This window comes from Nonomuraea sp. KM90, assembly GCF_052246675.1.
Lineage (GTDB): Bacteria > Actinomycetota > Actinomycetes > Streptosporangiales > Streptosporangiaceae > Nonomuraea.
In genome coordinates, this window is the sequence record NZ_JBQQCB010000012.1 from 125,131 (window position 1) to 150,988 (window position 25,858).

24 protein-coding genes are annotated in these 25,858 nt (G+C 68.9%); 15 read left to right on the top strand and 9 right to left on the bottom strand.

Annotation, left to right across the window (positions count from 1 at the left end; genetic code table 11):
• Positions 1–51 precede the first annotated feature (51 nt).
• Positions 52–231, bottom strand: a complete 180-nt coding sequence (locus ACTWPW_RS16390) for a hypothetical protein (protein WP_375110459.1) — start codon at positions 229–231, stop codon at positions 52–54.
• A 73-nt stretch (positions 232–304) separates the two neighbouring features.
• Here ACTWPW_RS16390 and ACTWPW_RS16395 point away from each other — a divergent pair, with 73 nt between their 5' ends.
• Positions 305–1,048 (top strand): deoxyribonuclease IV, encoded by a 744-nt coding sequence (locus ACTWPW_RS16395; protein ID WP_443169167.1) that lies wholly within the window; start codon positions 305–307, stop codon positions 1,046–1,048.
• A gap of 63 nt (positions 1,049–1,111) precedes the next feature.
• Here ACTWPW_RS16395 and ACTWPW_RS16400 read toward each other — a convergent pair whose 3' ends face one another.
• The 4 genes from ACTWPW_RS16400 to ACTWPW_RS16415 all read right to left on the bottom strand — a co-directional run bounded on the left by ACTWPW_RS16400 (position 1,112) and on the right by ACTWPW_RS16415 (position 6,624).
• Positions 1,112–2,176, bottom strand: coding sequence for a mannosyltransferase family protein (locus ACTWPW_RS16400; RefSeq protein ID WP_443169168.1), 1,065 nt, complete (start codon positions 2,174–2,176; stop codon positions 1,112–1,114).
• Positions 2,173–3,495, bottom strand: coding sequence for a glycosyltransferase family 87 protein (locus ACTWPW_RS16405; RefSeq protein WP_364111630.1), 1,323 nt, complete (start codon positions 3,493–3,495; stop codon positions 2,173–2,175). The genes ACTWPW_RS16400 and ACTWPW_RS16405 overlap by 4 nt, the downstream gene beginning before the upstream one ends.
• 8 nt (positions 3,496–3,503) lie before the next feature.
• Positions 3,504–6,005, bottom strand: a complete 2,502-nt coding sequence (locus ACTWPW_RS16410) for a transglycosylase domain-containing protein (protein ID WP_375110456.1) — start codon at positions 6,003–6,005, stop codon at positions 3,504–3,506.
• A 232-nt stretch (positions 6,006–6,237) separates the two neighbouring features.
• Positions 6,238–6,624 carry a DUF5318 family protein gene (locus tag ACTWPW_RS16415; protein WP_375110455.1) on the bottom strand — a complete coding sequence of 129 codons (387 nt, stop codon included), beginning with the start codon at positions 6,622–6,624 and terminating at the stop codon, positions 6,238–6,240.
• Between the two features lie 133 nt (positions 6,625–6,757).
• Here ACTWPW_RS16415 and ACTWPW_RS16420 point away from each other — a divergent pair, with 133 nt between their 5' ends.
• Positions 6,758–7,348, top strand: a complete 591-nt coding sequence (locus ACTWPW_RS16420) for a PadR family transcriptional regulator (RefSeq protein WP_364111624.1) — start codon at positions 6,758–6,760, stop codon at positions 7,346–7,348.
• Positions 7,349–7,361: 13 nt separating this feature from the next.
• Positions 7,362–8,441 (top strand): inositol-3-phosphate synthase, encoded by a 1,080-nt coding sequence (locus tag ACTWPW_RS16425; RefSeq protein ID WP_375110453.1) that lies wholly within the window; start codon positions 7,362–7,364, stop codon positions 8,439–8,441.
• Between the two features lie 21 nt (positions 8,442–8,462).
• On the opposite strand, the gene idi is transcribed toward ACTWPW_RS16425, so the two are convergent.
• Positions 8,463–9,047: an isopentenyl-diphosphate Delta-isomerase gene (gene idi / locus ACTWPW_RS16430; RefSeq protein ID WP_443169169.1), complete on the bottom strand. Its 585-nt coding sequence runs from the start codon at positions 9,045–9,047 to the stop codon at positions 8,463–8,465.
• 105 nt (positions 9,048–9,152) lie between these two features.
• On the opposite strand from idi, the gene ACTWPW_RS16435 reads away from it, so the two are divergent.
• Complete coding sequence (locus ACTWPW_RS16435; RefSeq protein WP_375110451.1) at positions 9,153–10,439, top strand: MFS transporter; 1,287 nt, start codon at positions 9,153–9,155, stop codon at positions 10,437–10,439.
• Here ACTWPW_RS16435 and ACTWPW_RS16440 read toward each other — a convergent pair.
• A complete protein-coding gene (locus tag ACTWPW_RS16440) occupies positions 10,419–11,819 on the bottom strand; it encodes a CCA tRNA nucleotidyltransferase (RefSeq protein WP_375110934.1) in 1,401 nt (466 codons plus the stop codon). The genes ACTWPW_RS16435 and ACTWPW_RS16440 overlap by 21 nt on opposite strands.
• Before the next feature lie 149 nt (positions 11,820–11,968).
• Between ACTWPW_RS16440 and ACTWPW_RS16445 the strand changes: the two genes are divergently transcribed.
• The 8 genes from ACTWPW_RS16445 (at position 11,969) to trxA (ending at position 20,880) form a co-directional block, all read left to right on the top strand.
• Positions 11,969–12,493, top strand: a complete 525-nt coding sequence (locus tag ACTWPW_RS16445; RefSeq protein WP_364111614.1) for an aminoacyl-tRNA deacylase — start codon at positions 11,969–11,971, stop codon at positions 12,491–12,493.
• A gap of 50 nt (positions 12,494–12,543) precedes the next feature.
• Positions 12,544–14,640: a DUF6049 family protein gene (locus ACTWPW_RS16450; protein ID WP_375110450.1), complete on the top strand. Its 2,097-nt coding sequence runs from the start codon at positions 12,544–12,546 to the stop codon at positions 14,638–14,640.
• On the top strand, positions 14,637–16,241 hold the full coding sequence (murJ, locus tag ACTWPW_RS16455) for a murein biosynthesis integral membrane protein MurJ (RefSeq protein ID WP_375110449.1): 1,605 nt from the start codon (positions 14,637–14,639) through the stop codon (positions 16,239–16,241). The genes ACTWPW_RS16450 and murJ overlap by 4 nt, the downstream gene beginning before the upstream one ends.
• 163 nt (positions 16,242–16,404) lie before the next feature.
• Complete coding sequence (locus tag ACTWPW_RS16460) at positions 16,405–17,925, top strand: protein kinase family protein (protein WP_443169170.1); 1,521 nt, start codon at positions 16,405–16,407, stop codon at positions 17,923–17,925.
• A 15-nt stretch (positions 17,926–17,940) separates the two neighbouring features.
• Positions 17,941–18,576 (top strand): RNA polymerase sigma factor SigM, encoded by a 636-nt coding sequence (gene sigM / locus ACTWPW_RS16465; RefSeq protein ID WP_375110447.1) that lies wholly within the window; start codon positions 17,941–17,943, stop codon positions 18,574–18,576.
• Positions 18,566–19,477 (top strand): anti-sigma factor family protein, encoded by a 912-nt coding sequence (locus tag ACTWPW_RS16470; protein ID WP_375110446.1) that lies wholly within the window; start codon positions 18,566–18,568, stop codon positions 19,475–19,477. The genes sigM and ACTWPW_RS16470 overlap by 11 nt, the downstream gene beginning before the upstream one ends.
• Before the next feature lie 144 nt (positions 19,478–19,621).
• Positions 19,622–20,554 (top strand): thioredoxin-disulfide reductase, encoded by a 933-nt coding sequence (gene trxB / locus ACTWPW_RS16475; RefSeq protein ID WP_443169171.1) that lies wholly within the window; start codon positions 19,622–19,624, stop codon positions 20,552–20,554.
• A gap of 11 nt (positions 20,555–20,565) precedes the next feature.
• A complete protein-coding gene (gene trxA / locus ACTWPW_RS16480) occupies positions 20,566–20,880 on the top strand; it encodes a thioredoxin (RefSeq protein WP_364111600.1) in 315 nt (104 codons plus the stop codon).
• 98 nt (positions 20,881–20,978) lie between these two features.
• Here the strand turns inward: trxA and ACTWPW_RS16485 are convergent, their stop codons facing one another.
• On the bottom strand, positions 20,979–21,356 hold the full coding sequence (locus ACTWPW_RS16485; protein ID WP_364111598.1) for a winged helix-turn-helix transcriptional regulator: 378 nt from the start codon (positions 21,354–21,356) through the stop codon (positions 20,979–20,981).
• Between the two features lie 107 nt (positions 21,357–21,463).
• On the opposite strand from ACTWPW_RS16485, the gene ACTWPW_RS16490 reads away from it, so the two are divergent.
• On the top strand, positions 21,464–21,829 hold the full coding sequence (locus tag ACTWPW_RS16490) for a DoxX family protein (RefSeq protein ID WP_375110444.1): 366 nt from the start codon (positions 21,464–21,466) through the stop codon (positions 21,827–21,829).
• Between the two features lie 67 nt (positions 21,830–21,896).
• On the opposite strand, the gene ACTWPW_RS16495 is transcribed toward ACTWPW_RS16490, so the two are convergent.
• Positions 21,897–22,424: a GNAT family N-acetyltransferase gene (locus ACTWPW_RS16495; protein ID WP_443169172.1), complete on the bottom strand. Its 528-nt coding sequence runs from the start codon at positions 22,422–22,424 to the stop codon at positions 21,897–21,899.
• 245 nt (positions 22,425–22,669) lie between these two features.
• On the opposite strand from ACTWPW_RS16495, the gene ACTWPW_RS16500 reads away from it, so the two are divergent.
• Positions 22,670–24,016 (top strand): aminotransferase-like domain-containing protein, encoded by a 1,347-nt coding sequence (locus ACTWPW_RS16500; RefSeq protein ID WP_443169173.1) that lies wholly within the window; start codon positions 22,670–22,672, stop codon positions 24,014–24,016.
• Between the two features lie 204 nt (positions 24,017–24,220).
• Entirely contained in the window at positions 24,221–25,183 is a 963-nt protein-coding gene (locus tag ACTWPW_RS16505) for a D-alanine--D-alanine ligase family protein (RefSeq protein WP_443169174.1), read from the top strand.
• Positions 25,184–25,858: the final 675 nt, after the last annotated feature.

Below are 25,858 nucleotides of genomic sequence, written 5' to 3' on the forward strand. Positions count from 1 at the left end.
CGCACAGCGACGGCCCCGGTGTACGTTCCCCGGGGCCGTTTGATATGTGACTCATCCACCGATGTGCAGATCTATCCCGAGCAGTACCAGGAACCACAGGAAGACCGCGAGCAACGCCTCCGCGAGATCCCTGAGCAGGCCCGGCGTGATGTAGTCGTACACCCAGGCGACATAGATGCCGATGATGACGTAGACCAATACGATCAGCGCTCGTAAGCGCCAGCGACTCATATGGCTTCTCCTCGGTAGGGGGTGCCAGCCGACTGCCCGTGGGCGCCCCCGCGAAACGGATAAGCTCGTTGACATGGTGCGCATCGGAGCTCATGTCGGTCAGGACGACCCCGCCGCCCACGCCGCCGAGGTGGGGGCCGAGGTGGCGCAGTTCTTCCTCGGCGATCCCCAGGGCTACGACAAGCCCGTGCTGCCCGCCAAGCCGGTCGAGGGCGTCGACATCTACATCCACGCCCCCTACCTGGTCAACGTGGCGACCACCAACAACCGCATCAGGATCCCCAGCCGCAAGCTGCTCGAGCAGCACCTGAAGGCGGCGGCCGGGCTCGGCGCCAAGGGCCTGATCGTGCACGGCGGCCACGTCAACAAGAGCGACGATCCGCAGATCGGCTTCGACAACTGGCGCAAGGTGTTCGAGCGCATGGAGTGCCCGATCCCCGTGCTGATCGAGAACACCGCGGGCGGCGGCAACGCGATGGCCCGCAAGCTGGATCGCATCGCCCGCCTGTGGGAGGCGCTCGACGGGTTCGACGTGGGCTTCTGCCTCGACACCTGCCATGCCCACGCCGGCGGCGAGGAGCTGATCGACGTGGTCGACCGGGTCAAGGCCATCACCGGCCGCATCGACCTCGTCCACTGCAACGACTCGCGCGACGACTTCGACTCGGGCGCCGACCGCCACGCCAACCTCGGCCAGGGAAAGATCGACTCCGAGCTGATCCTGGCCGTGTGCCGGGCCGCGGGGGCGCCGATCGTGGTCGAGACGCCCGCCGAGGGCCAGGCGGACGACATCGCCTTCCTGAGGAAGAACCTCTAGCGAATACACACAGCCTGTGGATAACTTCCCTGGATTACCAAGACGAGGAAGCGGGTATAGAGATCAGCCCGCCCACGCGCCATCCAGGAACCTCAGGGCGTTCAGCAGCATGAGCGGCCCGGAAACAGCCGCATAGAGGACGAAGACCCACGCCCTCCTGGTCCCGACCTTGGCGAGCAGCACCCACAGCGGAAACCACAGCAGCAGCGAGCGCGGGATCGACAGGTAATAGGCCGACGTCATCAGGGCCGCCGCCTGCGTGCCGGTGTAGACGGCCTCGCTCCACCGCCGCAGGACCAGCAGCCACACCAGCGCGGCCACGACCACCACGACGCCGACGATCTCCATCCGGAAGGCCACCGAGAAGTCGTCGGAGCCCATGGCCGAGCGCCAGGTCGTCCGCCACGCCTCCCAGGGCCAGGCGAAGTCGCGTCCCCAGCCGGCCTCCTGGGCGTGCTTCCAGGCCAGCCAGTCGCCGGTCCGGCCGTACTGGTAATACGAGTACGCGGCCAGCGGCAGCACCGGCACGACCAGCCACCCGGCCCGCCGCATCGGCTCCGCCCGCATGACGAACTCCACCACCAGCGCCGCCGCGAGGAACAGCCCGGTGATCCGCACGCACGACGCCCCCGCGGCCAGCAGCACCGCCGCCGGCCAGCGCCCCTGCCGGGCGGCCAGCCACGCCGGGATCGCGAAGGCCAGGAAGAGCGACTCGCTGTAGCCCGCCGACAGGAACACCGCCATCGGGAACAGCAGCAACCCCAGCACGGCCATCCAGCCGTTCGCGCCCTCCAGCTCGGTCAGCCGGGCCAGGGCCACCATGGCCACCGCCCCCGCGACCAGCGAGACCAGCAGCCCGGCCGCCGCCCAGTCGTCCACCACGAGGTGCACGACCCGCAGCGCCATCGGCAGGCCGGGGAAGAACGCCGGCAGCCCGTCGTCCACAGGCCGGCCGGGCTCGCCGTCGTAGCCGTACTGGGCGATCGTGATGAACAGCGTGGCATCCCACTTGCGCCACCTGTCCGCGTACCCGGCCAGCGTCACGCCGAGCAGCGTGGCCACCAGCAGGCCGAACCGCGATCCGAACCAGAGCAGCAGCGCGTCCCGGCCGGCCGAGCGGGTGATCATTTGGTGACGGAGGCCAGCGTGAACCGGTCGGGGGCGTCGTCGAACACGCCACCCGCCTGGTCGTCGATGTCGGCCTGGCGTACCACGTCCTTCTCGGGACGCAGGATGTCACGCACCACGAACGCCATCATGATCCCGATCGTGATGATCCGGCCCCAGACGGCGGTGAAGTAGGTGTCGTCACCGATGCCCAGGTCGTCGCGGTCGAGCGGCGGCTGGGAGAGCAGGTAGAGCCAGATCGCGGCGAAGTACCAGACCTCGGCGAGCTGCCACAACGCCAGCGGCTTCCAGTTGGGCCTGGCCAGCACGGCGAAGGGCACCAGCCACAGCACGAACTGCGGCGACCACACCTTGTTCGTGATCATGAAGGCGGCCAGCGCCAGGAAGCAGATCTGCGCCAGCCGGGGCCGGCGCGGCGCGGCCAGCGTGAGCACGGCGATGCCCAGGCACAGGAGGGCGAGCGACACCATGCCCATCGTGCTCACGTCGCCCTCGCCCAGGACCGGCGTGCCCTTGGTCTGGAAGAACAGCCAGGCCGAGCCCCAGTCCACCCCGCGTTCCTGGGAGAAGACGTAGAACCTGCTCCAGCCCTCCCACGCGAAGATCATGAACGGCAGGTTGACCACGAGCCAGGCGACCGCGGCCGACCCCATCGTGACCAGGAACGGCCGCCATCGCGCGGTGCGCAACGTCAGCAGGAACAGCGCCCCCACGAACATCAGCGGGTAGAACTTGGTCGCGATCGCCAGCCCCAGCAGCACCCCGGCCGGCACCTGCTGACGCCGCTTCCAGGCCAGCAGCATGCCCATCGACAGCGCGCCGGCGACCAGATCCCAGTTGATGTAGGCGGCCAGCACCACGGCGGGCGAGATGGCGTACCAGAGCGGGTCCCACCGCCGCGTCGGCCCCGCCACCGCGGCCATCAGCAGCACGCCCACCACGAGGCAGATGCCGAGCAGGATCACCGTCAGGTCGTAGAACCGGACCGCCTGCGCGACCTTGTCCGGCGTCAGCGCCCGCGCGATCCAGCTGATCACCTGCATGACCTCGCCCAGGACCACCGGGTACTCGACCTGCTTGTCGAACGGCACCTGGGCGAAGTACGGGTTCTGGGTGTCCAGCGCCCGGTCGAAGTAGAGCGGGTAGATGTCGGTGTAACAGAAGTTGGTGTAGGTGGAGACCTGGTCGTTCCACCCGCCGGTGCGGCACGGCAGCCGCACCACGTACGCCAGGCTCGCCCCCAGGGCGGCGATCAGTCCCAGAGGCAGGTAGGGCACGGCACGCGCCACCCAGGGGGCGCGTGCCTCAGTGCTCGTCACTGGACTTGTCACTGGTCCTCTGGCCTGGTGGACCTCGGCTGCGTGCCGCTGGTTCTCGGGTCGGGCGCGGAGCCGCCGCCCGCGACCCCCGAGTCGTCGGCGGTCTGCGGGAAGCCGCCGCCGTCGTCGGTGGTCACGTCCTCGTCGGGAACGGTGGCGTCGCTGTCGTCACAGCCGATGAGGCAGTCGCCGTCGGTGCCGTCGTCGAACGGGTTGTCGCTGTCGAACGGGTTCTCGTCCGGCGTCGGCGTCGGCGTGGGCGTCGGGCTCGGCACGATGTTCTCCGGCACGCCGACCTCGGCCCGGTCCGGGAACTGCTCGACGGGCAGGCCCTCGTGGGCGAGCTGCATGAACTTCTGCCACACGATCGTGGGCGGGCCCGCGCCCTCGAAGCCCAGGGAGACCTCCTTGGGCATGGTGTACGGGTTGGTCGGGCCGTACTTCTTGCTGCCCTTGCGGCTGCTCGGGCAGTTGGAGTGCTGGGGCGGGACGACCTTGCCCGCCTTGGTCACGCACTGCTCGCGGTAGAACCCGACGGCGGTGGAGATCTGCGGCGTGTAGCCGACGAACCAGGCCTCCTTCTCGTCGTTGTTCGTGCCGGTCTTGCCGGCGGCCGGCCTGGAGCCCAGGCCCTTGCCCGCCGCGGTGCCCGACTTGAGCACCTCCTGCATGGCGATCGTGGAGTCGGCGGCGACGCCCGGGTCGATGACCGACTTGGCGGCGAGCTGCTCACCGTAGGCGAGCTTGCCGTTCAGCTTGACTTCCTTGACCACGTGGTAGCGGGTGTACTTGCCGCCGTTGGCGAAGATGGCGTAGCCCGCCGCCTGTTCCACCGGCGTCACCAGCGCGCTGCCGATGGCGAACTGGTAGTGGTGCACCTTGACGTCGTCCTGCATGCGCTTCTCGTTGAAGCCGGCCGCCTCGACCAGGTTCCTGACGTCCTTGAGCTGGTTCGGCAGCGCGTACGCCATCGACACGAACGCCGTGTTGACCGACTGGGCGGTGGCCTTGATCACGTCCACGGCCGCGCCGACGTTGTGGCTGTTCTTGATGCCGCCCTCCTGCTGGCCCGGCAGCTCCTTCGGCACCGTCTGGTTGCCCGGCACGTAGCTCTTGAGCGAGTAGCCGGCCTGCAGCCAGGCCGCCAGCACGTACGGCTTGAACGCCGAGGCGGCCTGCTTGGTCGACTGGAAGGGCTCGTTCCAGGGGTCGGTGAGGTAGTCGTCACCGCCGTAGAAGGCCAGCACGCGCCCGTGCTTCGGGTCCACCGCGGCCAGGCCGGCGTGGAACTCCGTGGACATGTTGTAGGCCTGCATCGTGCTCTTCACCGCGGTCTTCGCGGCCTGCATCAGCTCCCTGTCGAAGGTCGAGATGATGTCGTAGCCACCGCTCCTGACCTCGTCACGGGTCAGGCCGCGCCCCTCCAGCTCCTTCAGGACCTCCTCGACCATGTAGCCCTTCATGCCGGCCATCTCGTTGTTGCCGGCGGACTTGCGGGTCTTCGGGAACTGGGCGGTCTGCGGGAGGTTGCCGTACTTCTCCGGCCACTGCTCGGCCATGTACTGGATGACGGTCTTGAACCGTTCCTTGAGCTCGGGGGCGTCGTGGTCCCAGTTCGGCTGCTGGATCCGCGCGGCCAGGTAGGCGCCCTGCTCGGGGGTCAGCTTGGCGGCGGTGACCTTGTCGCCGAAGTACGCCTTCGCGGCGGCCTCGACGCCGTACGCGCGGCCGAAGTTGATGGTGTTGAGGTAGTTGGCCAGGATCTCGTCCTTGGTCAGGGTCTCGTCGAGCTTGACCGCGACGAAGATCTCCATGACCTTCCGCTTGATGGACACTTCCTGGCTGAGGCCGTCGTAGTAGTTACGGGCCATCTGCTGGGTGATGGTGGAGGCGCCCTGGAGCTGCTGCCCGGTCGCGGTCATCCACACGGAGCGGAACATGCCGGAGATGGAGATGCCGGAGTCCTCGTAGAACGTCTTGTTCTCGATGGCCACCGCGGCGTCCTTGACGTTCTGGGACATCCTCGAGATGGGCACGATCTCGCGCTTGAAGCCCAGCTGGGCGATCTCGTGCTTGCCGTCCCGGAAATAGATGGTGCTCTGCTGGGCCGTCGCCTCGGCCTGGGCGGTGGTCGGGACCGGGGTGTTGGCGTACGCCACCATGATCATGCCGAAGAAGCCGGCCGCGAGCACCACGACGCCGACCACGACGATCTTCCAGCTCGGGACGAATCTGCGCCAGCCGCCCCGGCCGCCGCCGCCCTTCTTCGTCGGGGGCCCCGGGGGGACGGGTGGCTCACCCTGCCCGCGCCGGCGCGACCGCCGCGGGGCGTCGCTGACGATCGTCTCCTGGTTACTCACCGTGTTCGTGTCCTGCCGGGCGCGGGAGCGCGCCGGCGGCTGCTCGGCGTGGCGCTGCGGCGGCTCCGGGCGGACCGGATATCGCTCGGTGCGGCCAGGCTGCTGCTCCTCGCGCCTCGGCGGCTGCTGGTCATAAGGCTGCGCGGCCATGGCGCCGGTCTGCTCATAAGCGGCTTCCGGACGACGCGGCGGGGCCGCCGCACCCCAACCCGACTCGCCGGTTTGGGGTGCTGGACCCTGGGGCAAAGAACGGGATGAGCTGGAGCGACGGCGCCTCCCCGGGCGAGCCGTCCCCTCGTTCATGCTGTTACTCACACGTCCTCGCAACGTCGTCGGAACAAAAACGGCGGTTGGGCGTGAGGTTTCTCGCCGCCCTCGATCTTCACGCTTGGCCGACGAGGTCAGGCGGTCCGTTCCCGAGGACGTACGAAACCGTCAGGTGATTCCAGGAACAACCTTGGCAGACCTCGACAACGTACACCCGGAACTCATCGTAATCATGAGCCATGGCGACGAGTTCTGATGTGACCTTTGCCTGACCGGCATGCCGTCCGAGGGACTCCCCGTAGACATAGGTCACGTTGGTGACGTTCTCCTTTTCGCAGACCGGGCAGAGGCGTTCGGTCGGCTCGCCGAAGTGGCGCGCCGCGCGAAGGAGGTAGGGCTGTGCGTCGCAGATGTCGCCGCGCGAGGCGTACCCCGCGCGCAGGGATCGGACCACCGCCCGTTTCGCGAGGCCGTAATCCACCACCCCTCTCTGTGACCACATGAGCGCCAGACTACGGCGTTTTACGGGTTCATCCCAACGGCTTGGCAGATTCGTAGATTGCGGCCATATAGCGACTCGACGTATCCTCAGGATGTATCGGCTCGATACATCGACGCGAGAGGGGGCGGTTCCATTGGCCAGCGGACAGGGCAGGGTCTTGGAACTGGCCGTGCTCGGGTCGCTGCACGAGACGCCGCTCCACGGCTATGAGCTGCGCAAACGGCTCAACGCCCTGCTGGGGATGTTCCGTGCGTTCTCCTACGGGTCGCTGTACCCCTGTCTGCGATCACTTCTGGCTCAGGGCCTCATCGCGGAGGAGCAACCCGCTCCCGCCACGATCGTCGGCGGCAGGTCGAAGATCGTCTACAAGCTGACCGCCGAGGGCAAGGAACGGCTGCAGGACATGCTGACCCAGGCCGGTCCCTCCGCCTGGGAGGACGAGAGCTTCGGCGTGCACTTCGCCTTCTTCCGGCACACGGAGGCCGAGGTGCGGCTGCGCATCCTCGAGGGCCGTCGCAGCCGGCTGGAGGAGCGCCTCGACGCGGTGCGCACCGCGCTGGCGCGCACCAGGGAGCGGCTCGACAGCTACACGCTCGAGCTGCAACGTCACGGGCTCGAGTCCGTCGAGCGCGAGGTGCGCTGGCTGAACGAGCTGATCGCAACAGAGCGTCGGGCCTCGTCAGAGGAGAGGCCCGAAAGAGATACCACGTCAACTGATGAGTAAGGGAGCGAGTGCGATGGGTTCGGTTCGCGTGGCCATTGTCGGTGTCGGCAACTGCGCGTCGTCGCTGGTCCAGGGCGTTCACTACTACAAGGACGCCGACCCGGAGACACGGGTGCCGGGCCTGATGCACGTGAAGTTCGGCGACTACCACGTCGGCGACCTCGAGTTCGTCGCGGCGTTCGACGTGGACGCCAAGAAGGTCGGCCGCGACCTGTCCGAGGCGATCGTCGCCAGCGAGAACAACACCATAAAGATCACGGATGTGCCGCCCACGGGGGTGACGGTCCAGCGTGGCCACACCTTCGACGGCCTGGGCGAGTACTACCGGGAGATCATCGAGGAGTCCGACGAGGAACCCGTCGATGTGGTCCAGGTCTTGCGTGACAACCAGGTCGACGTCCTCGTGTCGTACCTGCCCGTGGGTTCGGAGGAGGCCGACCGCTTCTACGCGCAGTGCGCGCTGGACGCGAAGGTGGCGTTCGTCAACGCGCTGCCGGTCTTCATCGCCTCCGACCCGGTGTGGGCGGAGAAGTTCACCCAGGCCGGGGTGCCGATCGTCGGTGACGACATCAAGTCGCAGGTCGGCGCCACCATCACGCACCGGGTGATGGCCAAGCTGTTCGAGGACCGCGGGGTGGAGCTGCTGCGCACGTACCAGCTCAACTTCGGCGGCAACATGGACTTCATGAACATGCTGGAGCGCACCCGCCTCCAGTCGAAGAAGATCTCCAAGACGCAGTCGGTCACCTCGCAGATCCCGCACGAGATGAGCAAGGCCGACGTGCACATCGGGCCGTCGGACCACGTGCCGTGGCTGGACGACCGGAAGTTCGCGTACGTGCGGCTGGAGGGCCGGTCGTTCGGTGACACCCCGCTGAGCCTCGAGTACAAGCTGGAGGTCTGGGACTCGCCCAACTCGGCGGGGATCATCATCGACGCGGTACGGGCGGCCAAGATCGCCCTCGACCGCGGGACCGGCGGGCCGATCCTGTCGGCCTCCTCCTACTTCATGAAGTCGCCGCCGAAGCAGTTCTCGGACGACGAGGCCCGTGACTACGTCGAGAAGTTCATCCGGGGTGAGGTCGAGCGCTGACCCCCTGCCGGCGGCGCGTCCTCAGAGGCGCGCCGCCGGGGGCAGCTCGTCCCGGGAGGCGGGCTGCCAGGTGAGCGGGTCGCAGCCGAGCTCCGCCAGCAGCGGCACCTGCTCCCGGCACCACGGCGAGATCGCCAGCAGCCCGTTCTGCGCCGCCTCGGCGAACTCCTTCCACGGCATCCACCACGTCTCCCCCACCTCCTCGGGGTTGGGCGAGACGGGCGAGTCGACGACGACCCGGTAGACGGGGCACAGCTCGTGCTCCACGATGCCGTTGGCCATGACGGCGCGGTAGGAGAAGGTGGGCAGCAGCAGGTCGGCGCCGCCGGCGGTGAGCCCCAGCTCGTAGGAGAGCCGGCGCACGACCGCCTGGTCCAGCGGCTCGCCGGGCATCGGATGGCCGCAGCAGCTGTTGGTCCAGACACCCGGCCAAGTGATCTTGTGATCCGCCCTCCTGGTGAGCAGCACGCGGCCTTCACGGTCGAAGACGTAGCTGGAGAACGCCAGGTGGAGGGGGGTTTCCCGGCCGTGCACCGAAGTCTTGGGCGCGGTGCCAAGTGCGTGGCCGGCACGGTCAACCAGCACAACGTGTTCCTCGATCGTCACGCTATGAAGCGTACGAGATCATGGGCACCGCTCGGAACCCGTTGTTCACCTGCCGCACCAACCTCCGCGGATCCTGAAGGACTGGTACGGAGCTAGGCTGACGGCGTGTCTTTTGTCGCCGATCTCCGCGTCGTCCTGCGGGGCAGGGACTTCAAGCGGCTGTTCGGCACCCGGCTGGTCTCCCAGTTCTCCGACGGGATCTTCCAGTTCGGCGTGACCGGATTCGCCTTCTTCAGCCCTGAGAACCAGACGACCGCGCTGGAGGTCGCCGCCGGCCTGGCCGTGCTGCTGTTGCCGTACAGCGTGCTCGGTCCCTTCGTCGGCGTCTTCATCGACCGATGGTCGAGGCGGCAGATCCTGGTGGTGGCGCCCTTCGTACGCGGGCTGCTGCTGCTCGTGGCCGCCGGGCTGGTCGCCGCCGACGTGCCCGATCCGGCGTTCTACGCGGCGGCGCTGCTCGTGCTCGGCGTCAACCGGTTCTTCCTGGCCGCGCTCGGCGCCTCGCTGCCGCACGTGGTGCCCGCCGAGCGGCTGATCGCGGCCAACGCGGTCACGCCGACCTCGGGGACGGTGGCCACGTTCATCGGCGCGGGCGTGGGGTTCCTGCTCCGGGAGGTCCTGGGCGGCGGCGACCTGGGGGTGGCGCTGCTGCTGGCCACGTCCGGCGTGGTGTTCACGCTGAGCGCGCTGGTGGCGCGGACGATGGACCGTCAGCTCCTCGGCCCGTGGCCCGATCCGAACCGGCCGCAGGCGCGCCAGGCCCTGCGCAACGTGCTCACCGGCCTGACCGACGGCGCCAAGCACCTGGTGGGGCACCGGGTGGCCGCCGCGACGATGGGCGCGATGGCCACTCACCGCTTCCTGTTCGGCATGTCCACCGCGCTCGGCATCATTCTCTACCGCTACTACTTCACCGACGGTGACGCCGAGGCGGCGCTGCGCGGGATCAGCCTGGTGGTGATCGGCGCCGGCATCGGCACCGCCCTCGCCGTGATCATCACCCCGTACACGACCGAGTGGTTCGGGATCGAGCGGTGGGTGCAGATGGCGCTGGCCGGGGCCGGGGTCCTGACGGCGGCGCTGGTGCTGCCGTTCCAGGAGTGGGGCCTCCCGGTGGCCGGGTTCGTGCTGGGGCTGGCCGGGCAGAGCGTCAAGATCTGCGCCGACACGACCGTCCAGCGCGACGTGGAGGACATCTACCGGGGCCGCGCGTTCTCGATCTACGACATGCTCTTCAACGGCATGTACGTGCTCGCCGCGGCCCTGTCGGCGACCATCCTGCCGGCGGACGGCAAGTCGTACGTCGCCGTGGCGATCATCTCGCTCGGCTACCCCCTCGCGGCGCTGGGCTACCGGATGATCACTACGGCGTCACGTGCCAAGGCTGTTTGACCTGGCCCACTCCAGCAGCGCCTCGGTGGCCGCCTCCTTGCCGATCATGCCCTTGTCGAGCCTGAGGTCGAGCAGGAACTTGTAGGCCCGCCCCACCACCGGCCCCGGCCCGATCCCGAGCACCCGCTGGATCTCGTTGCCGTCGAGCTCGGGGCGGATCTTGGCCAGCTCCTCCTCGTCGGCGAGCCGGGCGATGCGCTCCTCGAGCTGGTCGTAGGTACGCGACAGCGCCGCCGCCTTGCGCTTGTTGCGGGTGGTGCAGTCGGCCCTGGTCAGCTTGTGCAGCCGGGCCAGCAGGTGGCCGGCGTCGCGCACGTAGCGGCGCACGGCGCTGTCGGTCCACTCGCCGGTGCCGTAGCCGTGGAAGCGCAGGTGCAGCTCGACCAGGCGGGAGACGTCGGCCACCACGTCCTTGGGGAACTTCAGCTCCGTCATCCGCTTCTTGGTCATCTGCGCCCCGACCACCTCGTGGTGGTGGAACGAGACCCGCCCCCCGGCCTCGTGGCGGCGCGTCTTGGGCTTGCCGATGTCGTGCATGAGCGCCGACCAGCGCAGGATCCGGTCGGGCTTGCCGTCCTCCTCCAGCGCGATGGCCTGGTCGAGCACGGTCAGCGTGTGGTCGTAGACGTCCTTGTGGCGGTGGTGCTCGTCGATCTCCAGGCGCAGCTTGGGCAGCTCGGGCAGCACGTGCGCGGCCAGGCCGGTCTCCACCAGCAGCCGCAGGCCCTCGCGCGGGTTGGCGCCGCAGATCAGCTTGTCGAGCTCGTCACGGATGCGCTCGGCCGAGACGATCTCGATGCGGTCGGCCATCGCGGTCATCGCCGCCAGCGCCTTGCCGTCCACGGCGAAGCCGAGCTGCGAGGCGAACCTCGCGGCCCGCAGCATGCGCAGCGGGTCGTCGTCGAAGGAGCGCTCGGGGGTGCCCGGCGTGCGCAGCAGCCTGGCGCGCAGGTCGTCGAGACCGCCGTACGGGTCGACGAACTCGTGGCCGGGCAGGCGTACCGCCATCGCGTTGACGGCGAAGTCGCGCCGCTCCAGGTCGGCCTCGAGCGTCTCGCCGTACATGACCTCGGGCTTGCGCGACTTGGGGTCGTAGGACTCGCTCCGGTAGGTCGTGATCTCGATCAGCCAGCTCCCCTTGCGCAGGCCGACCGTGCCGAAGTCGATGCCGATCGTCCAGACGGAGTCGGCCCAGTCCCTGACGATCTCGAGCACCCGCTCCGGGCGGGCGTCGGTGGTCAGGTCGAGGTCATTGCCGATGCGGCCGAGCAGGAGGTCGCGCACGGGCCCGCCGACCAGGGCCAGCTCGTGGCCCTGCGCGGCGAACAGGCGGCCGAGCTCGTCGGCCACCGGGGCGATCTTGCGGAACAGGTCGGTCATGGCCTGCTGCTGGCTTTCGGTCAGAGTTGAGTCGGACAAACTCAGTCGGTCCTTTTGCTTCCGGAACATATCCCCCGAGCCACACCAGGTCCGGGTTACCGTCGGTCAAGGGACCGTCGGGGGCCATGGAACAAGGCAAGGAGGACTATATGAAGGACGCCCTCGCGATCCACCGCTGGCTCCTCGCACACCAGGTCCATCATGAGATCGTACGCCTTCCGCGTCCCATGACATGCGCGGAAGAGCTGCCGGAGACGGTCTCCGCAGCACCCGAGAGGTGCCTGATGGTCACGGTGCTCGAAGTCACCACCAGGGTCGGCAGCGAGGTCGTCGTCGGGGTCACCTCCCCCGTCTCGTCGCCGCCCACGCCGGGAGCCGTCGGAGGGTTGCTCGGCGCGCGCCAGGTACGTCCCGCACCGGCACACGTGGTCAACACGACCACCGACTACGCCGACGGGCTGGTGTGCCCGCTGCTCCTGCCGGAGTCGCTCCAGATGCTCATCGACGATCGGCTGTCCATGGACACCGAGCCGATCTTCACCGCCACCGGCGAGCGGCACACGGCCCTGTGCATACGTGCGCTCGACCTGCTGGCCTTCCTGCCAGGCAAGATGGTCGACCTGAGCGGATCGCGCCCGAGAGGATCACGTGGGGCGGTCGCGCGACGGCACTGAACCCGTACCATTGCGGGCGTGCGTCGTCGTAGTCAAGCCCGGGCATCCGCGTGATCCGTAAGGCCACGCTGCTCGCCGCGCTGTCCGTCGCGTTGCTCGCCCCGGTGGTGGCGGCGGCGCCAAGCACCGCTGCCACGAAGGCGAGCACCGCCGCTCGGCAGACGCTCTCCGTGGCGATCACGTCGATCACGCCGGAGGTGCCGAAGAACCTGACCGATGTGATCAAGTTCACCGGCACGCTCCGCAACGACACGGGCTCGCCCCTCTACAACGTCTTCGTACGCCTGCGCTACGACGCGCAGCCGTTCACCGACCGCGCCGCCATGGCCGCCTACCAGGCCGACCAGAACACCGCGACCCTGCCGCGCAGCGTCTCCTCCAACTCGTCGACGGTGATCGCGTCGCTGGCCCCCGGCGCCTCGGCGCGCTGGGAGTTCACCGCGACCCCCGTGCAGCTCGGCTACCGCTCGTTCGGCGTCTACCCGGTCGCCGTCGACGTGGCGCCCAACGGCGTGTCCATGCAGACCCAGCGCACCTACCTGACGTACGCGCCGGCCACGGTGCCGAAGCCGCCGCGCAACAAGCTGGCCGTCGCGCTGCCCGTCATCGACCAGCCGCACCGGGCCACCGACGACGCCGTGTTCGTGGACGACAAGCTGAGCCAGTCGCTGGCCGGCAAGGGGCGCCTGGCCGACCTGGCGACCATCGCGCAGTCCGCCCCGAGCAGCGTCACCTGGGTCGTCGACCCGGCGCTGCTCGACGACCTCAACATGATGACCAAGGGCTACAAGGTCAAGACCAAGGACGCCGAGGAGGCCAAGCCGGCCAGCACGGCGGCCTCGCAGTGGCTGACGACCATGCGCACGGCGCTGGCCTCCTCTCCCGTGGTCGCGGTCCCGTACGCCGACCCCGACGTCGCGGCGCTGGCCCACCAGGGGCTGGACACGCAGACCAGCCGGGCGATCGAGCTGGGCGGGCAGACCGCCAAGGCGCTGCTCAGCGACAAAGCGAAGACCAACGTCAACTGGCCGGCCGCGGGCGTGATCGACGCCGACGCGCTCGACCTGCTCTCGGTCAGCAAGGTCGACACCGTCCTGCTCAACTCCACCAACCTGCCGCCGCAGCAGCCCGTCACCACCACGCCCGACGCCGCCGCGCGGCTCGACTCGGTGACCGGCCCCGTCACCGCCCTGGTCGCCGACGCCGAGCTGAGCCGCCTGTTCGAGCCGGCCTCCAGCACGTCGGTGCTGCTCAGCACGCAGCGCTTCATCGCCGAGACCGCGATGATCGCCACCGAGCCCGGCCAGACCAGGCCGCGGTCGCTGGTCGTCGCCCCCTCGCGGCGCTGGGACCCCAACCCGGCGCTCGTCACCGCCCTGCTGAAGGCCGCCACCCGACTGCCGTGGCTGCAGCTCACCACGCTGGAGTCCATCAAGCCGAGCAAGGCGTCCGTCCCGCGCGCCGGCCTGGCCTACACCGAGCAGAACCGCGGCGAGGAGCTGACCCGCAAATATCTGGCGCCGGTCAAGGACGCCTGGTCGAAGGCGCAGCTCACCGCGCTGATCAAGGAGGTGAAGACGAAGTCCGCCTTCGACGCGGCGGTGCTGCGGCTGACCTCCTCGGCCTGGCGCAACAGCACGCGCGCGGGCCGCGCGCTGACCAAGACGGTCAGCGCGGCCGTCAACGCCAGGACCGCCGCGATCCAGATCACCGGCCCCGACCGGCCACGCACGCTGGCGGGGAGCAACGGAGTGGTGCCCATCAGCGTGAAGAACTCGCTGAGCACCTCCGTCGAGCTCTACATCGACGTCAAGTCCAACAACCCCGACCTGCTGCAGGTCGACTTCGTGCAGGAGGAGCCGCTGCCGATCGGCGGCGGGCAGAGCGGCACCGTCCAGGTGCCGATGAACGCCTCCATCAGCGGCGACGCGACGGTGACCGTGCAGTTGCAGACCGCCGACGGCCAGCCGTACGGCGAGCCGCAGCGGCTGACCATCCGCACGACCGGCTACACCGGCATCGCGCTGGTGATCGTGGGCGCGGCACTGACCGTGATGCTCGCCGCCGTGGTCACGCGGCTGCTGCGGCGCAGGTCGGAGCGGAAGGTCGCGCGGGCCGCCAGGAACCGGGAGAGTGAGACCGTATGAGCCGCATGCTTCGGGCCAGCGCCATCATGGCGGCGGGCACCATGGTGTCCAGGGTCACGGGGTTCGTGCGGACGATGGTGCTCGCCTACGCCATCGGCACGGCGGCGCTGGGCGACGCCTACAACGCGGCCTACGCGATCCCCTACAGCATCCTCGACCTGCTGCTCCTGGGCGTGCTGAGCAGCGTCGTGGTGCCGATGATCGTGCGCGCCCAGCAGCACGACGAGGACGGCGGCCGGGCCTACGAGCAGCGGCTGCTGACGATCTCCACGGTCGCGCTGGTCGTGGTCGCGGCGGCCGCCGCGCTGGTCGCCCCGCTGCTGATCGACCTCTACACCGACTGGGACGCGGGCAGCAGGAGGTTCGAGGTCGCGGTCACGCTGGCCCGGTTCATCCTGCCGCAGCTCGCCTTCTTCGGCGTGGGCGCGGTGGCCGGCGCCATCCTCAACACCCGCGACCGCTACGGCGCCCCCATGTGGGCCCCGGTGGTCAACAACCTGGTCGTCATCGTGGTGTTCGTGATCTACGCCGTGATCGGCACGGGCGGCGACATCGACAAGGTGACCGACGGCGACCTGGCGCTGCTCGGCCTGGGCACCACGGCCGGCATCGTGGCCCAGGCGGTGGTGCTGATCCTGGCGCTCAGGCGGGCCGGGTTCTCCTTCGTGCCCCGGTTCGACCTGCGCAACGCGCGGCTGGGCGAGATGGCCAAGGCCGGCGTCTGGACGATCGGCTACGTGGTGGTCACGCAGCTCGGCTTCGTGCTGACGACCAACCTGGCCAGCTCGGCGGGCAACGTGGTCGATGGGCACGGCATCAGCCCGTACACGCTGGCGTTCCAGCTTTTCCAGCTCCCGTACGGCGTCATCGGCGTCTCGGTGATCACCGCCATGCTGCCGCGGATGAGCCGGGCGATCGCCGAAGGGCGGTTCGGGGACGTGCGCGGCGAGTTCGGGTCCAGCGTCCGGCTCGTCTGCTCGCTGATGGTGCCCGTGTCGCTGCTGCTGATGGTGCTCGGGCCGGCGATCACCGTGCCGATCTACGGCCACGGCGCCAACAGCGTGGCCGACGCCGTCTACATCGGCAACGTGCTGCAGGTCTACGGGCTGGCGCTGGTGCCGTTCGCGGTGTTCCAGCTCCTGCTCCGGGTGTTCTACAGCTTCGGCGACACCCGCACCCCGGTGTTCATCGGGGCGGGCACGACGGCGGTCAACGCGATGCTGATGGTGCTGTTCTACGTGGCGCTGCCGGCCCGGTACGCGGTGATGGGGCTGGCCCTGGCGTACGCGATCGCGTACGCGCTCGGCGCGGTCCTGGCCTGGTGGCTGGCCAGCCGCCGCGTCCAGGGGCTGGGCGGCTGGACCGTCGGCATGGCGCTGACCAGGATGTACATCGCGTCACTGCCCACGGCGGTGCTGGCGCTGGCGGCGGTCTGGGTGGTCACCGGGGTGTTCGGCGGGCTCGGTTTCCTCAACTCGATCATCGTGCTGGCGATCGGCGGCGGGCTGGGGATGTTGCTCTATCTCGGCGTAGCCCACAGAATGCGCATCCCGGAGGTCAACTCGATCGTTGGGATGGTCGCGAGGCGGGTAGGTCGGTAAAGAACGCGGGCGGAATCTACTCGGCACTACCATGGAGCCCGACACGCGCGAATGGAAGCAGGAGGGGCGTGGGCGGATCCACCCGGCATAGCGTGCCTTCGTGGGACACCACGCAGGTGAGACGAGTCATGAACACGCCCGATCGGCCTAGCGGAGTGAGCCAGTGAGCAGCACGTCGGCCGTGGAACCCGGCACCCGTCTCGCCGAGCGCTTCAGGCTCGAGGACCGCGTCAGCGAGTCCGACGGCGCCACGTTGTGGAAAGCCATCGACGAGATCCTTGCCCGCCCCGTGGCGGTGCACACTTTCGGACCCGACTTCCCGCGCGTCCACGAGGTCGTCACGGCCGCCCGTGCGGCGAGCAGGCTGACCGACCCGCGCCTGACCCAGGTCTTCGACGCAGCCGAGGACGACAAAGCCTCCTACGTCGTCAGCGAGTGGGTCACCGGCGAGTCGCTGACCGACCTGCTGAGCTCGGGCCCGCTGGAGCCCGAGCGTGCCGCCGGCCTCGTCGCCGAGGCCGCCGAGGCGCTCACGCACGCCCACGAGGCCAACCTCTACCACCTGTGCCTGCGCCCCTCCCACCTGGTGTGGACGACCGGCAACACGGTCAAGGTGCTCGGCGTCGCCGTGGACGCGGCGATGTACGGCCTCACCACCGACCAGCCGGCCCTCGACGACGCCGAAGGGCTGGGGCGGCTGCTGTACGCCGGGCTCACCGGTCACTGGCCGGGCGACGAGGAAGAGGGCGGCCTGCCCGCCGCTCCCATGATCGACGGCCACTTCTGCTCGCCCCGGCAGGTCACCGCCGGCGTCCCCAGCTATCTCGACACGGTCACCGTGCGGGCCTGCCTGCCCGAGTCCCGCCGTGGGCAGAGCGCGCTGGCCAGCCCGTCAGACGTCGCCGAGGCGCTGGCCGACGTGGCCAGGCCCATGCCGATCCCGATCTCCTACCCCTCGACCCCCGCGGTGGCCTCCGCCTCCCACACCGAGGGCCTGGACATCGCCCACCGGCAGAAGTCCTCCTCTCCCCCGCGGCCGCCCTTGCCGCCGCGCCGGGTCTCCAACGGCGGTGGCGGCAGCACGCTCAACCGGGTGCTCATGACCCTCGTGGTGCTGCTGGTCATCGCCGCCGTCGGCGTCGGCGCCTGGACGATCGGCCGCAGCCTGGGCAGCCCGACCGCCTCCCAGACGGCCAGCGCCAGCCCCACGTCCTCCGCGTCGTCCTCGGCCGCCGCGGAGTCCGTCAAGCCGGACAAGGCCCAGGGCTTCGACCCGCTCGGCGATGGCGACGAGAAGTCAGACATGGCGAAGCTGGCCATCGACGGCAAGCCCAGCACACTGTGGAAGACCGAGACCTACACCAGCGCCGACCTGGGCCGCCTCAAGGACGGTGTAGGTCTGCTGGTCGACATGGGCAAGTCCATGCAGATCAGCGATGTGGTGGCTACGCTGTCGGAAGCCCAGGGCGCGACCGTCGAGCTCAAGGTCGGCGATTCCCCCGAGCTCAGCGCGCTGAAGACCGTGGCGACCAAGAAGAACGCCGCAGGTAAGACCACTCTCACGCCTGAACAGGCGACCAGCGGTCAGTACGTTTTGATCTGGTTTACGCGTGTTCCGACGGATGCAGGCACTTTTCATGGCACCATCTATGAGGTAGTGGTGCACTCTCCCGGATCGGCATAATCAGGAATCTCTCTTGTGAACTCCCCACCCGAGACACCCTCAGCAGCGGAGCGGCCGGCGGTCACAGACGCCGAGCTGCTCACCGCGCATATCAACGGGGATCCACACGCCTTCAGCGAAATCGTCAAGAGACACCGCGACCGCATGTGGGCGGTCGCCCTGCGTACGCTCGGTGACCCCGACGAGGCCGCCGACGCCGTGCAGGACGCCTTCGTCTCCGCATACCGCAAGGCCGCCACGTTTCGCGGCGAGGCGGCCGTAACCACCTGGCTGCACCGGATCGTGGTCAACGCCTGCCTCGACAGGATGCGCCGCAAATCGGTCCGCCCGGTCGCCGACGACGAGCTCATCGAGGCCGCGGAACGCGAGACCCCGCTGCCGGACCAGACCGTCGAGCGCGAGGTCTCGATGGAGGTTTCGGCTGCTCTCAAGCTGCTGCCCCCCGACCAGCGGGCAGCGTTGGTACTGGTGGACATGATGGGCTATTCAGTCGAAGACGCAGCTCAGGTGCTCCAGGTGCCGAGCGGCACGGTGAAGAGCCGGTGCGCCCGAGGGCGCGCGAAACTTGCCCCAATTCTTTCGCATCTGCGGAACCGAACGGACCTCAACCGCGTCTCATCCGCGAAGGGAGCAGAACTTCGTGACGGGTGATACGCACTACGATCTTGAGATCCTCGCCGAGTTGGCCGAGGACCTCTTGGACGTCGACACGGCGCGCCAGGTCCGCGAGCATCTCGCGGTCTGCGACCCCTGTGGGGAGCGGCTGGCCGACCTGGCGGCGGTTCGCGAGGTGCTGGCAGCGACCCCCACTCCGGCAATGCCGATGGGTGTCGCACTGCGCATCGACAAGGCCCTGGCCGCCGAGGCGGAGTCCAGGCGGGGCGGGGGTGTCGGCCTCGCGGAAACACCGGACTGGGATGAGCTCATGCGGGACGCCCCGTGGGAGCGGTCGGTTCCCGAGCCCGCGCGGCTCGGCTCCGACGAGGTCCACGAGCCGGTGCGCCTGGGCGTGGTCTCCGACGACGGCACCATCGTCCCGGCCAGGAGCCGTACATCGCGGCGACGCCGGTGGGCGATGCCCGCGGTCGCGGCCGCGGCGGCAGCCGTCGTGGTCGGCACGGCCGTGGCCTCCGCCAACCTGCTGCTGGCCAGCGGTGGTGACGGCGGCAGCACGAGCGTGGCGCCACCGGTCGCCCAGCCGCAGTCGTCCGAGCCGGCCAAGTCGCCGCTGAAGGCCAGGGCGTACGCGCTGACGGACAGCGGCCACAACTACAGCGACCCGGAGCTGCGGCAGCCGCTGGGGAGCTACCTGGCTCCCGCGCCCGCCATCCAGGGCGGCTCCGGCGACGCCGACCAGGTCGCCAAGTGCGTCACCGCGGTCTCCAACCGGTCCAAGCTCGACGTGTTCGCGGTGGACCAGGGGCAGTACAACGGGCAGGAGGCGCTCATCGTCGCCTCCTGGAAGCAGCAGGCCGCCAAGAGGGTCCGCATCGACATCGTCGATCCGTTCAACTGCAAGAACCTGCGTAAGCCCACCCTGGGCCGCTGGTAACGAAAGCCCACGTCAGAGCCCGCTTCGGCGGGCTCTTTCGTTTTGTCTCGGCGTCGGTTGAGCGTTGCTGGGTAGGGCTGGGAATCACGGCGGCCTAGGATCTGTTGACGCCGGTGCAACAGCAGACGAGGAAGGCGTGGAGCGTTGAGCGACGTTCGTAACGTGATCATCATTGGGTCCGGCCCAGCTGGCTACACCGCGGCCGTCTACTCCGCGCGCGCCGAGCTCCAGCCGCTGGTCTTCGAGGGCTCCGTCACAGCCGGCGGGGCACTCATGAACACCACCGACGTGGAGAACTTCCCGGGGTTCCCCGACGGGATCATGGGCCCCGACCTCATGGACAACCTGCGCAAGCAGGCCGAGCGGTTCGGTGCCGAGCTGGTGGCGGACGACGTCATCGAGGTCGACCTCAACGCCAACCCCAAGGTCGTCAAGACCCACTCCGAGACCTACTACGCCAAGTCGGTCATCCTGGCCATGGGCTCCGGCTACCGCGAGCTCGGCCTGGACAACGAGAAGCGGCTGTCCGGTCACGGGGTGTCCTGGTGTGCGACCTGTGACGGGTTCTTCTTCCGCAACAAGGACATCGTGGTCGTCGGCGGCGGCGACACCGCGATGGAGGAGGCCACGTTCCTGACCAGGTTCGGGCGCATGGTGACGGTGGTGCACCGCCGCGACACGCTGCGGGCCAGCAAGATCATGCAGGACCGGGCCCTGGCGAACGACAAGATCCGCTTCGTGTGGGACTCCGAGGTCGTCGACGTGCTCGGTGACACCAAGGTCGAGGCCGTGAAGCTGCGCAACGTCAAGACCGGCGAGGAGTGCGAGCTGGCGACCGACGCGCTGTTCCTGGCGATCGGCCACGATCCCCGTACGGAGCTGGTCAAGGGCCAGATCGACCTCGACGAGGACGGCTACATCAAGGTGGCCGCCCCGACCACGGCGACCAACATCGACGGCGTGTTCGCCGCGGGTGACGTCGTGGACCACACCTACCGCCAGGCCATCACCGCGGCCGGCACCGGCTGTGCGGCCTCGCTCGACTCCGAGCGCTGGCTCGCCAACAACGAGAAGTAAAGGAGCGCACCGTGAAGGCTGTCACTGACGCCACTTTCGAGTCCGAGGTCCTCAAGAGCGACAAGCCCGTGCTGGTCGACTTCTGGGCCGAGTGGTGCGGCCCGTGCCGTCAGGTCTCGCCCATCCTGCAGGAGATCGCCAACGAGCACGGCGACAAGCTGGAGATCGTCAAGCTGAACATCGACGAGAACCCCGAGGTCCCGCGCCAGTACGGTGTGCTGCAGATCCCGACGATGAACGTCTACAAGGGCGGCGAGGTCGTGAAGCAGATCATCGGTGCCAAGCCGAAGGCCATGCTGCTGCGCGAGCTCGAGGGCATCATCTAACGGTGATCTCTTTTCGGGCGCGCTTCGACCCGTAGGTCCTCACATGCGAAGAGGCCCCGGCCCATTGTGGCCGGGGCCTCTTCGCGTCTTTCATGAGGTCATCCGGTCCGGGTCTCGTAGGCGGTTCTGCTGGCCTCGATGTCCGAGATGTGGTCGATGGCCCAGCTGGCGAGGGCCAGCGCGGGCGGGATGAGGCTCCGGCCGGTGGGGGTCAGCGCGTACTCGACCCTCGGGGGAACCTCCGCGTATGCCGTGCGGGAGACCAGGCCGTCGCGCTCCAGGTTCCGCAGCGTCAGCGTCAGCATCCGCTGGGAGATCCCGGGGATCTGCCGATGCAGGTCGGTGAACCGCAGCCGCTCCTCGTCGAGCGTCGCCACGACCAGCAGGGTCCACTTGTCGCAGATCCGGTCGAGGATCGTGCGGATCGTCCGGCCGCCGTCTCCGCGGATCATGCAGGTGTGCTCGTACTGCGACATGACAGCCCCTTGTGCCTGACGCACACGCGTGTGCCTTTTGTAAGGCTCTCAATAGTGACGCATCATGAGGCAACTTACGAACGGTAACCAACTACCTCGGAGCCCACATGAACGTCGCTTACTGGATCGTTGCCGCGCTTCTGGCGGTGATGTACCTCTACGCCGGAGGCAAGAAGGTCGTCCAGAGCAAGGAACGGCTCCAGCCGATGATGGGCTGGGTCGACCGCGTTCCCATGCCGCTCGTCCGGACCATCGGCGTGCTGGAACTCCTCGGCGCCATCGGTCTCATCCTGCCGCCGCTCACCGGGATCGCGCCCTGGCTGGCCGTCGCCGCGGCGATCGGCCTCTTCCTGATCCAGGTCGGCGGCATCGCCCTGCACCTCTCCCGCGGGGAGGCCCGGCTGATCGGGCTGAACATCGTTCTGCTGGCCGCCGCGGGCGCGGCCGTCTGGCTGGGGACCACCTGGCTCTGAGCCGGTTCCTGGCCGGTGGCAGCGCTCCCCCGGCCAGGATCTTGGTCCGTGCGGCTCTGAGCGGCTCTCAGACGGGACGTAGGGCGCGTTCCGGGCTCATGGACCCCAGGAGCCGCTCCAAGGCCACCTCGACGTCCTCGCGCCATGAGACGGCGCTCTTGAGTTCCAGCCGGAGCCGCGGAAATCGCAAATGCGGACGAACGGTCTTAAACCCCACAGAAAGCAAGTATTCCGCTGGTACTACGCAACTAGGCTCTTCCCACTTGAGGTCCCCAAAAGCTTCAATGGCTTTCACCCCGCGCCGCGTGAGGTCTTTGGCCACTCCCTGGATCAGCATCCGCCCGAGCCCGCCACCCGAGAACTCGGGAATGATGTGCGCCGTCATCAACAGCACCGCGTCGGCGCTGACCGGGGAGGTGGGAAATGCCACGGAACGCGGCGTGTACAGCGGCGGGCTGTAGAGGACGAACCCCGCCGGCACCCCGTCGACGTAGGCGATTTTCCCGCAGCTCCCCCACTCCAGCAGCGTGCCGGAGAGCCAGGCTTCCTTCTCCAGCGTGGGATCGCCCGACTCCACCGCGCGTTCGCCGCTCATAGGATCGAGCTCCCAGAACACACACCTACGGCAGCGGCGGGGTAGATCTTCAAGATTGTCCAGGGTTATGTTGACCAGCCGGCGCGACAACTACGGCCCCTATCGTTGACCCGGAAAAGCGCGCGAAAACCGCGTCTACAGGTGGCATCGTAGCTCAGTGAAGATGCCGCCAGCGGACACCACGACGGTCGAGCCCGGTCACGTGCGACATGTCCGTCTGGCGTAATCTGGTATTTCAGTCCGATATGACACCTAGGAGGTGGGCCGTGACGGAAGAGCTGGATCACGGTCAGACACCCGCGACCCAAGGGTCGCGCATCGACGCATACGTCGATCGGTACGCCGCGCGAGCTACCGGGATGGTCGCCTCCGAGATCCGAGCTCTCTTCGCCGTCGCGTCGAGGCCCGAGGTGGTCTCGCTCGCCGGCGGCATGCCGTACGTCACGGCTCTTCCCCTCGACATGGTCGGCGAGCTGGTCTCCGACCTCGTCACGCGGCGCGGCCCGGTCGCGCTGCAGTACGGCTCCGGCCAAGGTGATCCGCATCTGCGGGAGCAGATCTGCGAGGTCATGCGGCTTGAGGGGATTCACGCCGGGGCGAACGACGTGGTCGTCACCGTCGGTTCGCAGCAGGCCCTCGACCTGATCACCCGGATCTTCATCGACCCGGGCGACGTGGTGCTGGCCGAGGGGCCCTCGTACGTGGGGGCCCTGGGGACGTTCTCCGCTTACCAGGCCAAAGTCGTACATGTCGCCATGGACGATCAGGGCATCGTGCCCGAATCTCTGGCGCAGACGATCTATGCCCTGGAGACGGCGGGCGCGCCCATCAAGTTCCTCTACACGATCCCGACCTTCCACAACCCCGGCGGCGTCACGCTGAACATCGCCCGCCGGCAGCAGGTGCTCGACATCTGCCAGCGGGCCGGGATCCTGATCATCGAGGACAATCCGTACGGGCTGCTCGGTTTCGACGGGGAGCCCATGCGCGCTCTGCGGGCCGACAACCCCGACGGCGTGGTCTACCTGGGCTCGTTCTCCAAGACGCTCGCCCCCGGCTTCCGCGTCGGCTGGGCGCTGGCGCCGCACGCCATCCGCGACAAGCTCGTGCTGGCCATGGAGTCCGCGGTGCTGTCCCACTCCTCGTTCACGCAGCTCGCCGTGGGCCAATACCTGACCACGCAGCCGTGGCAGGAGCAGATCAAGACGTTCAGGGAGCTCTACCGCGAGCGCCGGGACGCGTTGCTCGACGCGCTCGAATCGCTGATGCCGCCCGAGGTCACGTGGACGCGACCTGGGGGCGGCTTCTTCGTCTGGGCGACGCTGCCGGAAGGGCTCGACTCGAAGGCGATCCTGCCGCGGGCCGTGGCCGAGCGGGTGGCGTTCGTGCCCGGGACCGGGTTCTTCTCCGACGGCAGCGGGGCCCGGCACATGCGGCTGTCGTACTGCTACCCCGAGCCCGACCGCATCCGCGAGGGGGTGCGCCGGCTGGCCGGCGTGATCGACCAGGAGATGCAGCTCAGGGACACGTTCGGGACGGCCACCGCGCGCGACCACCAGGGCGTGGACACGCCGGGGCCTGACCTGGCCTAGCCACCCACCGCCTCTCAGGGCCGGCGTCGCGCAAACCGCACGACGCCGGCCCTCTTTCACTGACGAACTTTCCCGGTGAACTCCAAGAATCCCTCTGCCGTATGGCTGAGATGGGCTGGGATCGCCGGAGAAAGCACCTCCCGTACACCATTCGCCCCCGACGCCGGTACGGTTGGACAGCGTGCGATCAGCGAAGGAGATGTGATGAGCGATCTGGGCCACGTGCTCGTGCTGGCCGGAGGCCTCTCCTATGAGCGAGAGGTTTCCCTGCGCTCGGGTCGCAGAGTCAGTGAGGTGCTGCGCGCGGCGGGCGTCGACGTCGAGGCCCGCGACACCGACGCCTCCCTCGTCCCCTCCATCCTGGCGGACCCGCCGGACGCGGTGTTCGTGACGCTGCACGGCGGCGCCGGTGAGGACGGCGCCATCCGTTCCGTCCTGGAGCTCCTCAACGTCCCCTACGTGGGGGCCGACCCGGACGCCTGCCGGGTGGCCTTCGACAAGCCCACCGCCAAGGCCGTCGTCCGCTCGGTCGGCCTGCGTACGCCCGAGTCCGTGACGCTGCCGAAGGAGACGTTCCACGATCTCGGCGCCACGGTGGTCCTCGGCCGCATCGTGGAGCACCTCGGCCTCCCCCTGTTCGTCAAGCCGGCGCGCGGCGGCTCGGCGCTGGGCGCCTCGTTCGTCCGCACGGCCGAGGAACTGCCCGCCGCCATGGTCGGCTGCTTCGCGTACGGCGACACGGCGCTGATCGAGCGGTACGTCGAAGGCGTGGAGGTGGCCGTCTCCGTCGTGGACCTCGGGAACGGCCCGGTGGCCCTGCCCGCCGTGGAGATCGTCCCCGACGAGGGCGTCTACGACTACGCGGCCCGCTACACCGCCGGCCACACGGAGTTCTTCGCCCCCGCCCGCCTCTCGGCCCAGGCCGCGGCCGCCTGCGCGGAGACCGCGGTAACCGCCCACACCGCTCTCGGCCTGCGGGACATCTCCCGTACGGACCTGATCGTCGACGGTGACGGGGTGCCGCATTTCCTGGAGGTCAACGTGGCGCCCGGCATGACGGAGACCTCCCTCCTGCCGATGGCCGCCGAAGCCGCCGGCCGGGATCTGGGCGAGCTCTGCCGTACCCTCCTCCAGATCGCCGCCACCCGCACCCACACCACCTCCTGACCCTCGGCTCTGACGCGGGCCCGCGCCCGCGGTACACGGCGCCATTTTCGGCACGCGCCACACCCCAACGCGCGGATCCAACACTCGGGTCGCAGAGCTAGGGCAACACCACGCAAGCAGCCACCGCGAACAACCCACCGCCCACCGTCCACCGCCCACTGCTCCCCAGCCGCCCAACCCGAGCCTTCCCACCGCCCACCACCCCAGCCACCCAACCCGAGCTTCCCACCGCTCCGAGCGTTCCGCCTCCGCCGCCCCCGCCTTCCGCCGACCTCAGCTCGCCTACCCGCCTCCCCTGCGTCTCCAATTCTGCGACTCATCCCCCCGCCGCCACCTCGCGCCACCGCCACAAGCCACCGGCCCCCTCTGCCGTCGTAAGCCACCGCCCCATCCGCCGCTCCAATCCACACTGCCATCTGCGCCCTAACCCACCGGCCCCAACCCCCCACCAAAGCCTTCCGCCAGCGACCAGACTGACTTGCGCTTGCCCGCCGCTTCCATCTCGCGACCCCCGCGACCTCGCTACCCACCACCACCCAATTTCCGTCACCACCGATTCCCCGCAGCCCAACCCCGCCACCGCCCGATGCCTCTCCCCCACACCCCCTTCGGCCGCCACCAAAGCTCCGCACGGCGCCGCATCCAACTCCGCCGCCACCTCTCCCACACCGGCGA

Bases quoted from the DNA above. Each gene is read 5' to 3' on its own strand.
- ACTWPW_RS16390 (WP_375110459.1), bottom strand. From the start codon at position 231: ATGAGTCGCTGGCGCTTACGAGCGCTGATCGTATTGGTCTACGTCATC.
- ACTWPW_RS16395 (WP_443169167.1), top strand. From the start codon at position 305: ATGGTGCGCATCGGAGCTCATGTCGGTCAGGACGACCCCGCCGCCCAC.
- ACTWPW_RS16400 (WP_443169168.1), bottom strand. From the start codon at position 2,176: ATGATCACCCGCTCGGCCGGCCGGGACGCGCTGCTGCTCTGGTTCGGA.
- ACTWPW_RS16410 (WP_375110456.1), bottom strand. From the start codon at position 6,005: ATGGCCGCGCAGCCTTATGACCAGCAGCCGCCGAGGCGCGAGGAGCAG.
- ACTWPW_RS16415 (WP_375110455.1), bottom strand. From the start codon at position 6,624: ATGTGGTCACAGAGAGGGGTGGTGGATTACGGCCTCGCGAAACGGGCG.
- ACTWPW_RS16425 (WP_375110453.1), top strand. From the start codon at position 7,362: ATGGGTTCGGTTCGCGTGGCCATTGTCGGTGTCGGCAACTGCGCGTCG.
- ACTWPW_RS16440 (WP_375110934.1), bottom strand. From the start codon at position 11,819: ATGACCGACCTGTTCCGCAAGATCGCCCCGGTGGCCGACGAGCTCGGC.
- ACTWPW_RS16445 (WP_364111614.1), top strand. From the start codon at position 11,969: ATGAAGGACGCCCTCGCGATCCACCGCTGGCTCCTCGCACACCAGGTC.
- murJ (WP_375110449.1), top strand. From the start codon at position 14,637: ATGAGCCGCATGCTTCGGGCCAGCGCCATCATGGCGGCGGGCACCATG.
- ACTWPW_RS16485 (WP_364111598.1), bottom strand. From the start codon at position 21,356: ATGTCGCAGTACGAGCACACCTGCATGATCCGCGGAGACGGCGGCCGG.
- ACTWPW_RS16490 (WP_375110444.1), top strand. From the start codon at position 21,464: ATGAACGTCGCTTACTGGATCGTTGCCGCGCTTCTGGCGGTGATGTAC.
- ACTWPW_RS16495 (WP_443169172.1), bottom strand. From the start codon at position 22,424: ATGAGCGGCGAACGCGCGGTGGAGTCGGGCGATCCCACGCTGGAGAAG.
- ACTWPW_RS16500 (WP_443169173.1), top strand. From the start codon at position 22,670: ATGACACCTAGGAGGTGGGCCGTGACGGAAGAGCTGGATCACGGTCAG.
- ACTWPW_RS16505 (WP_443169174.1), top strand. From the start codon at position 24,221: ATGAGCGATCTGGGCCACGTGCTCGTGCTGGCCGGAGGCCTCTCCTAT.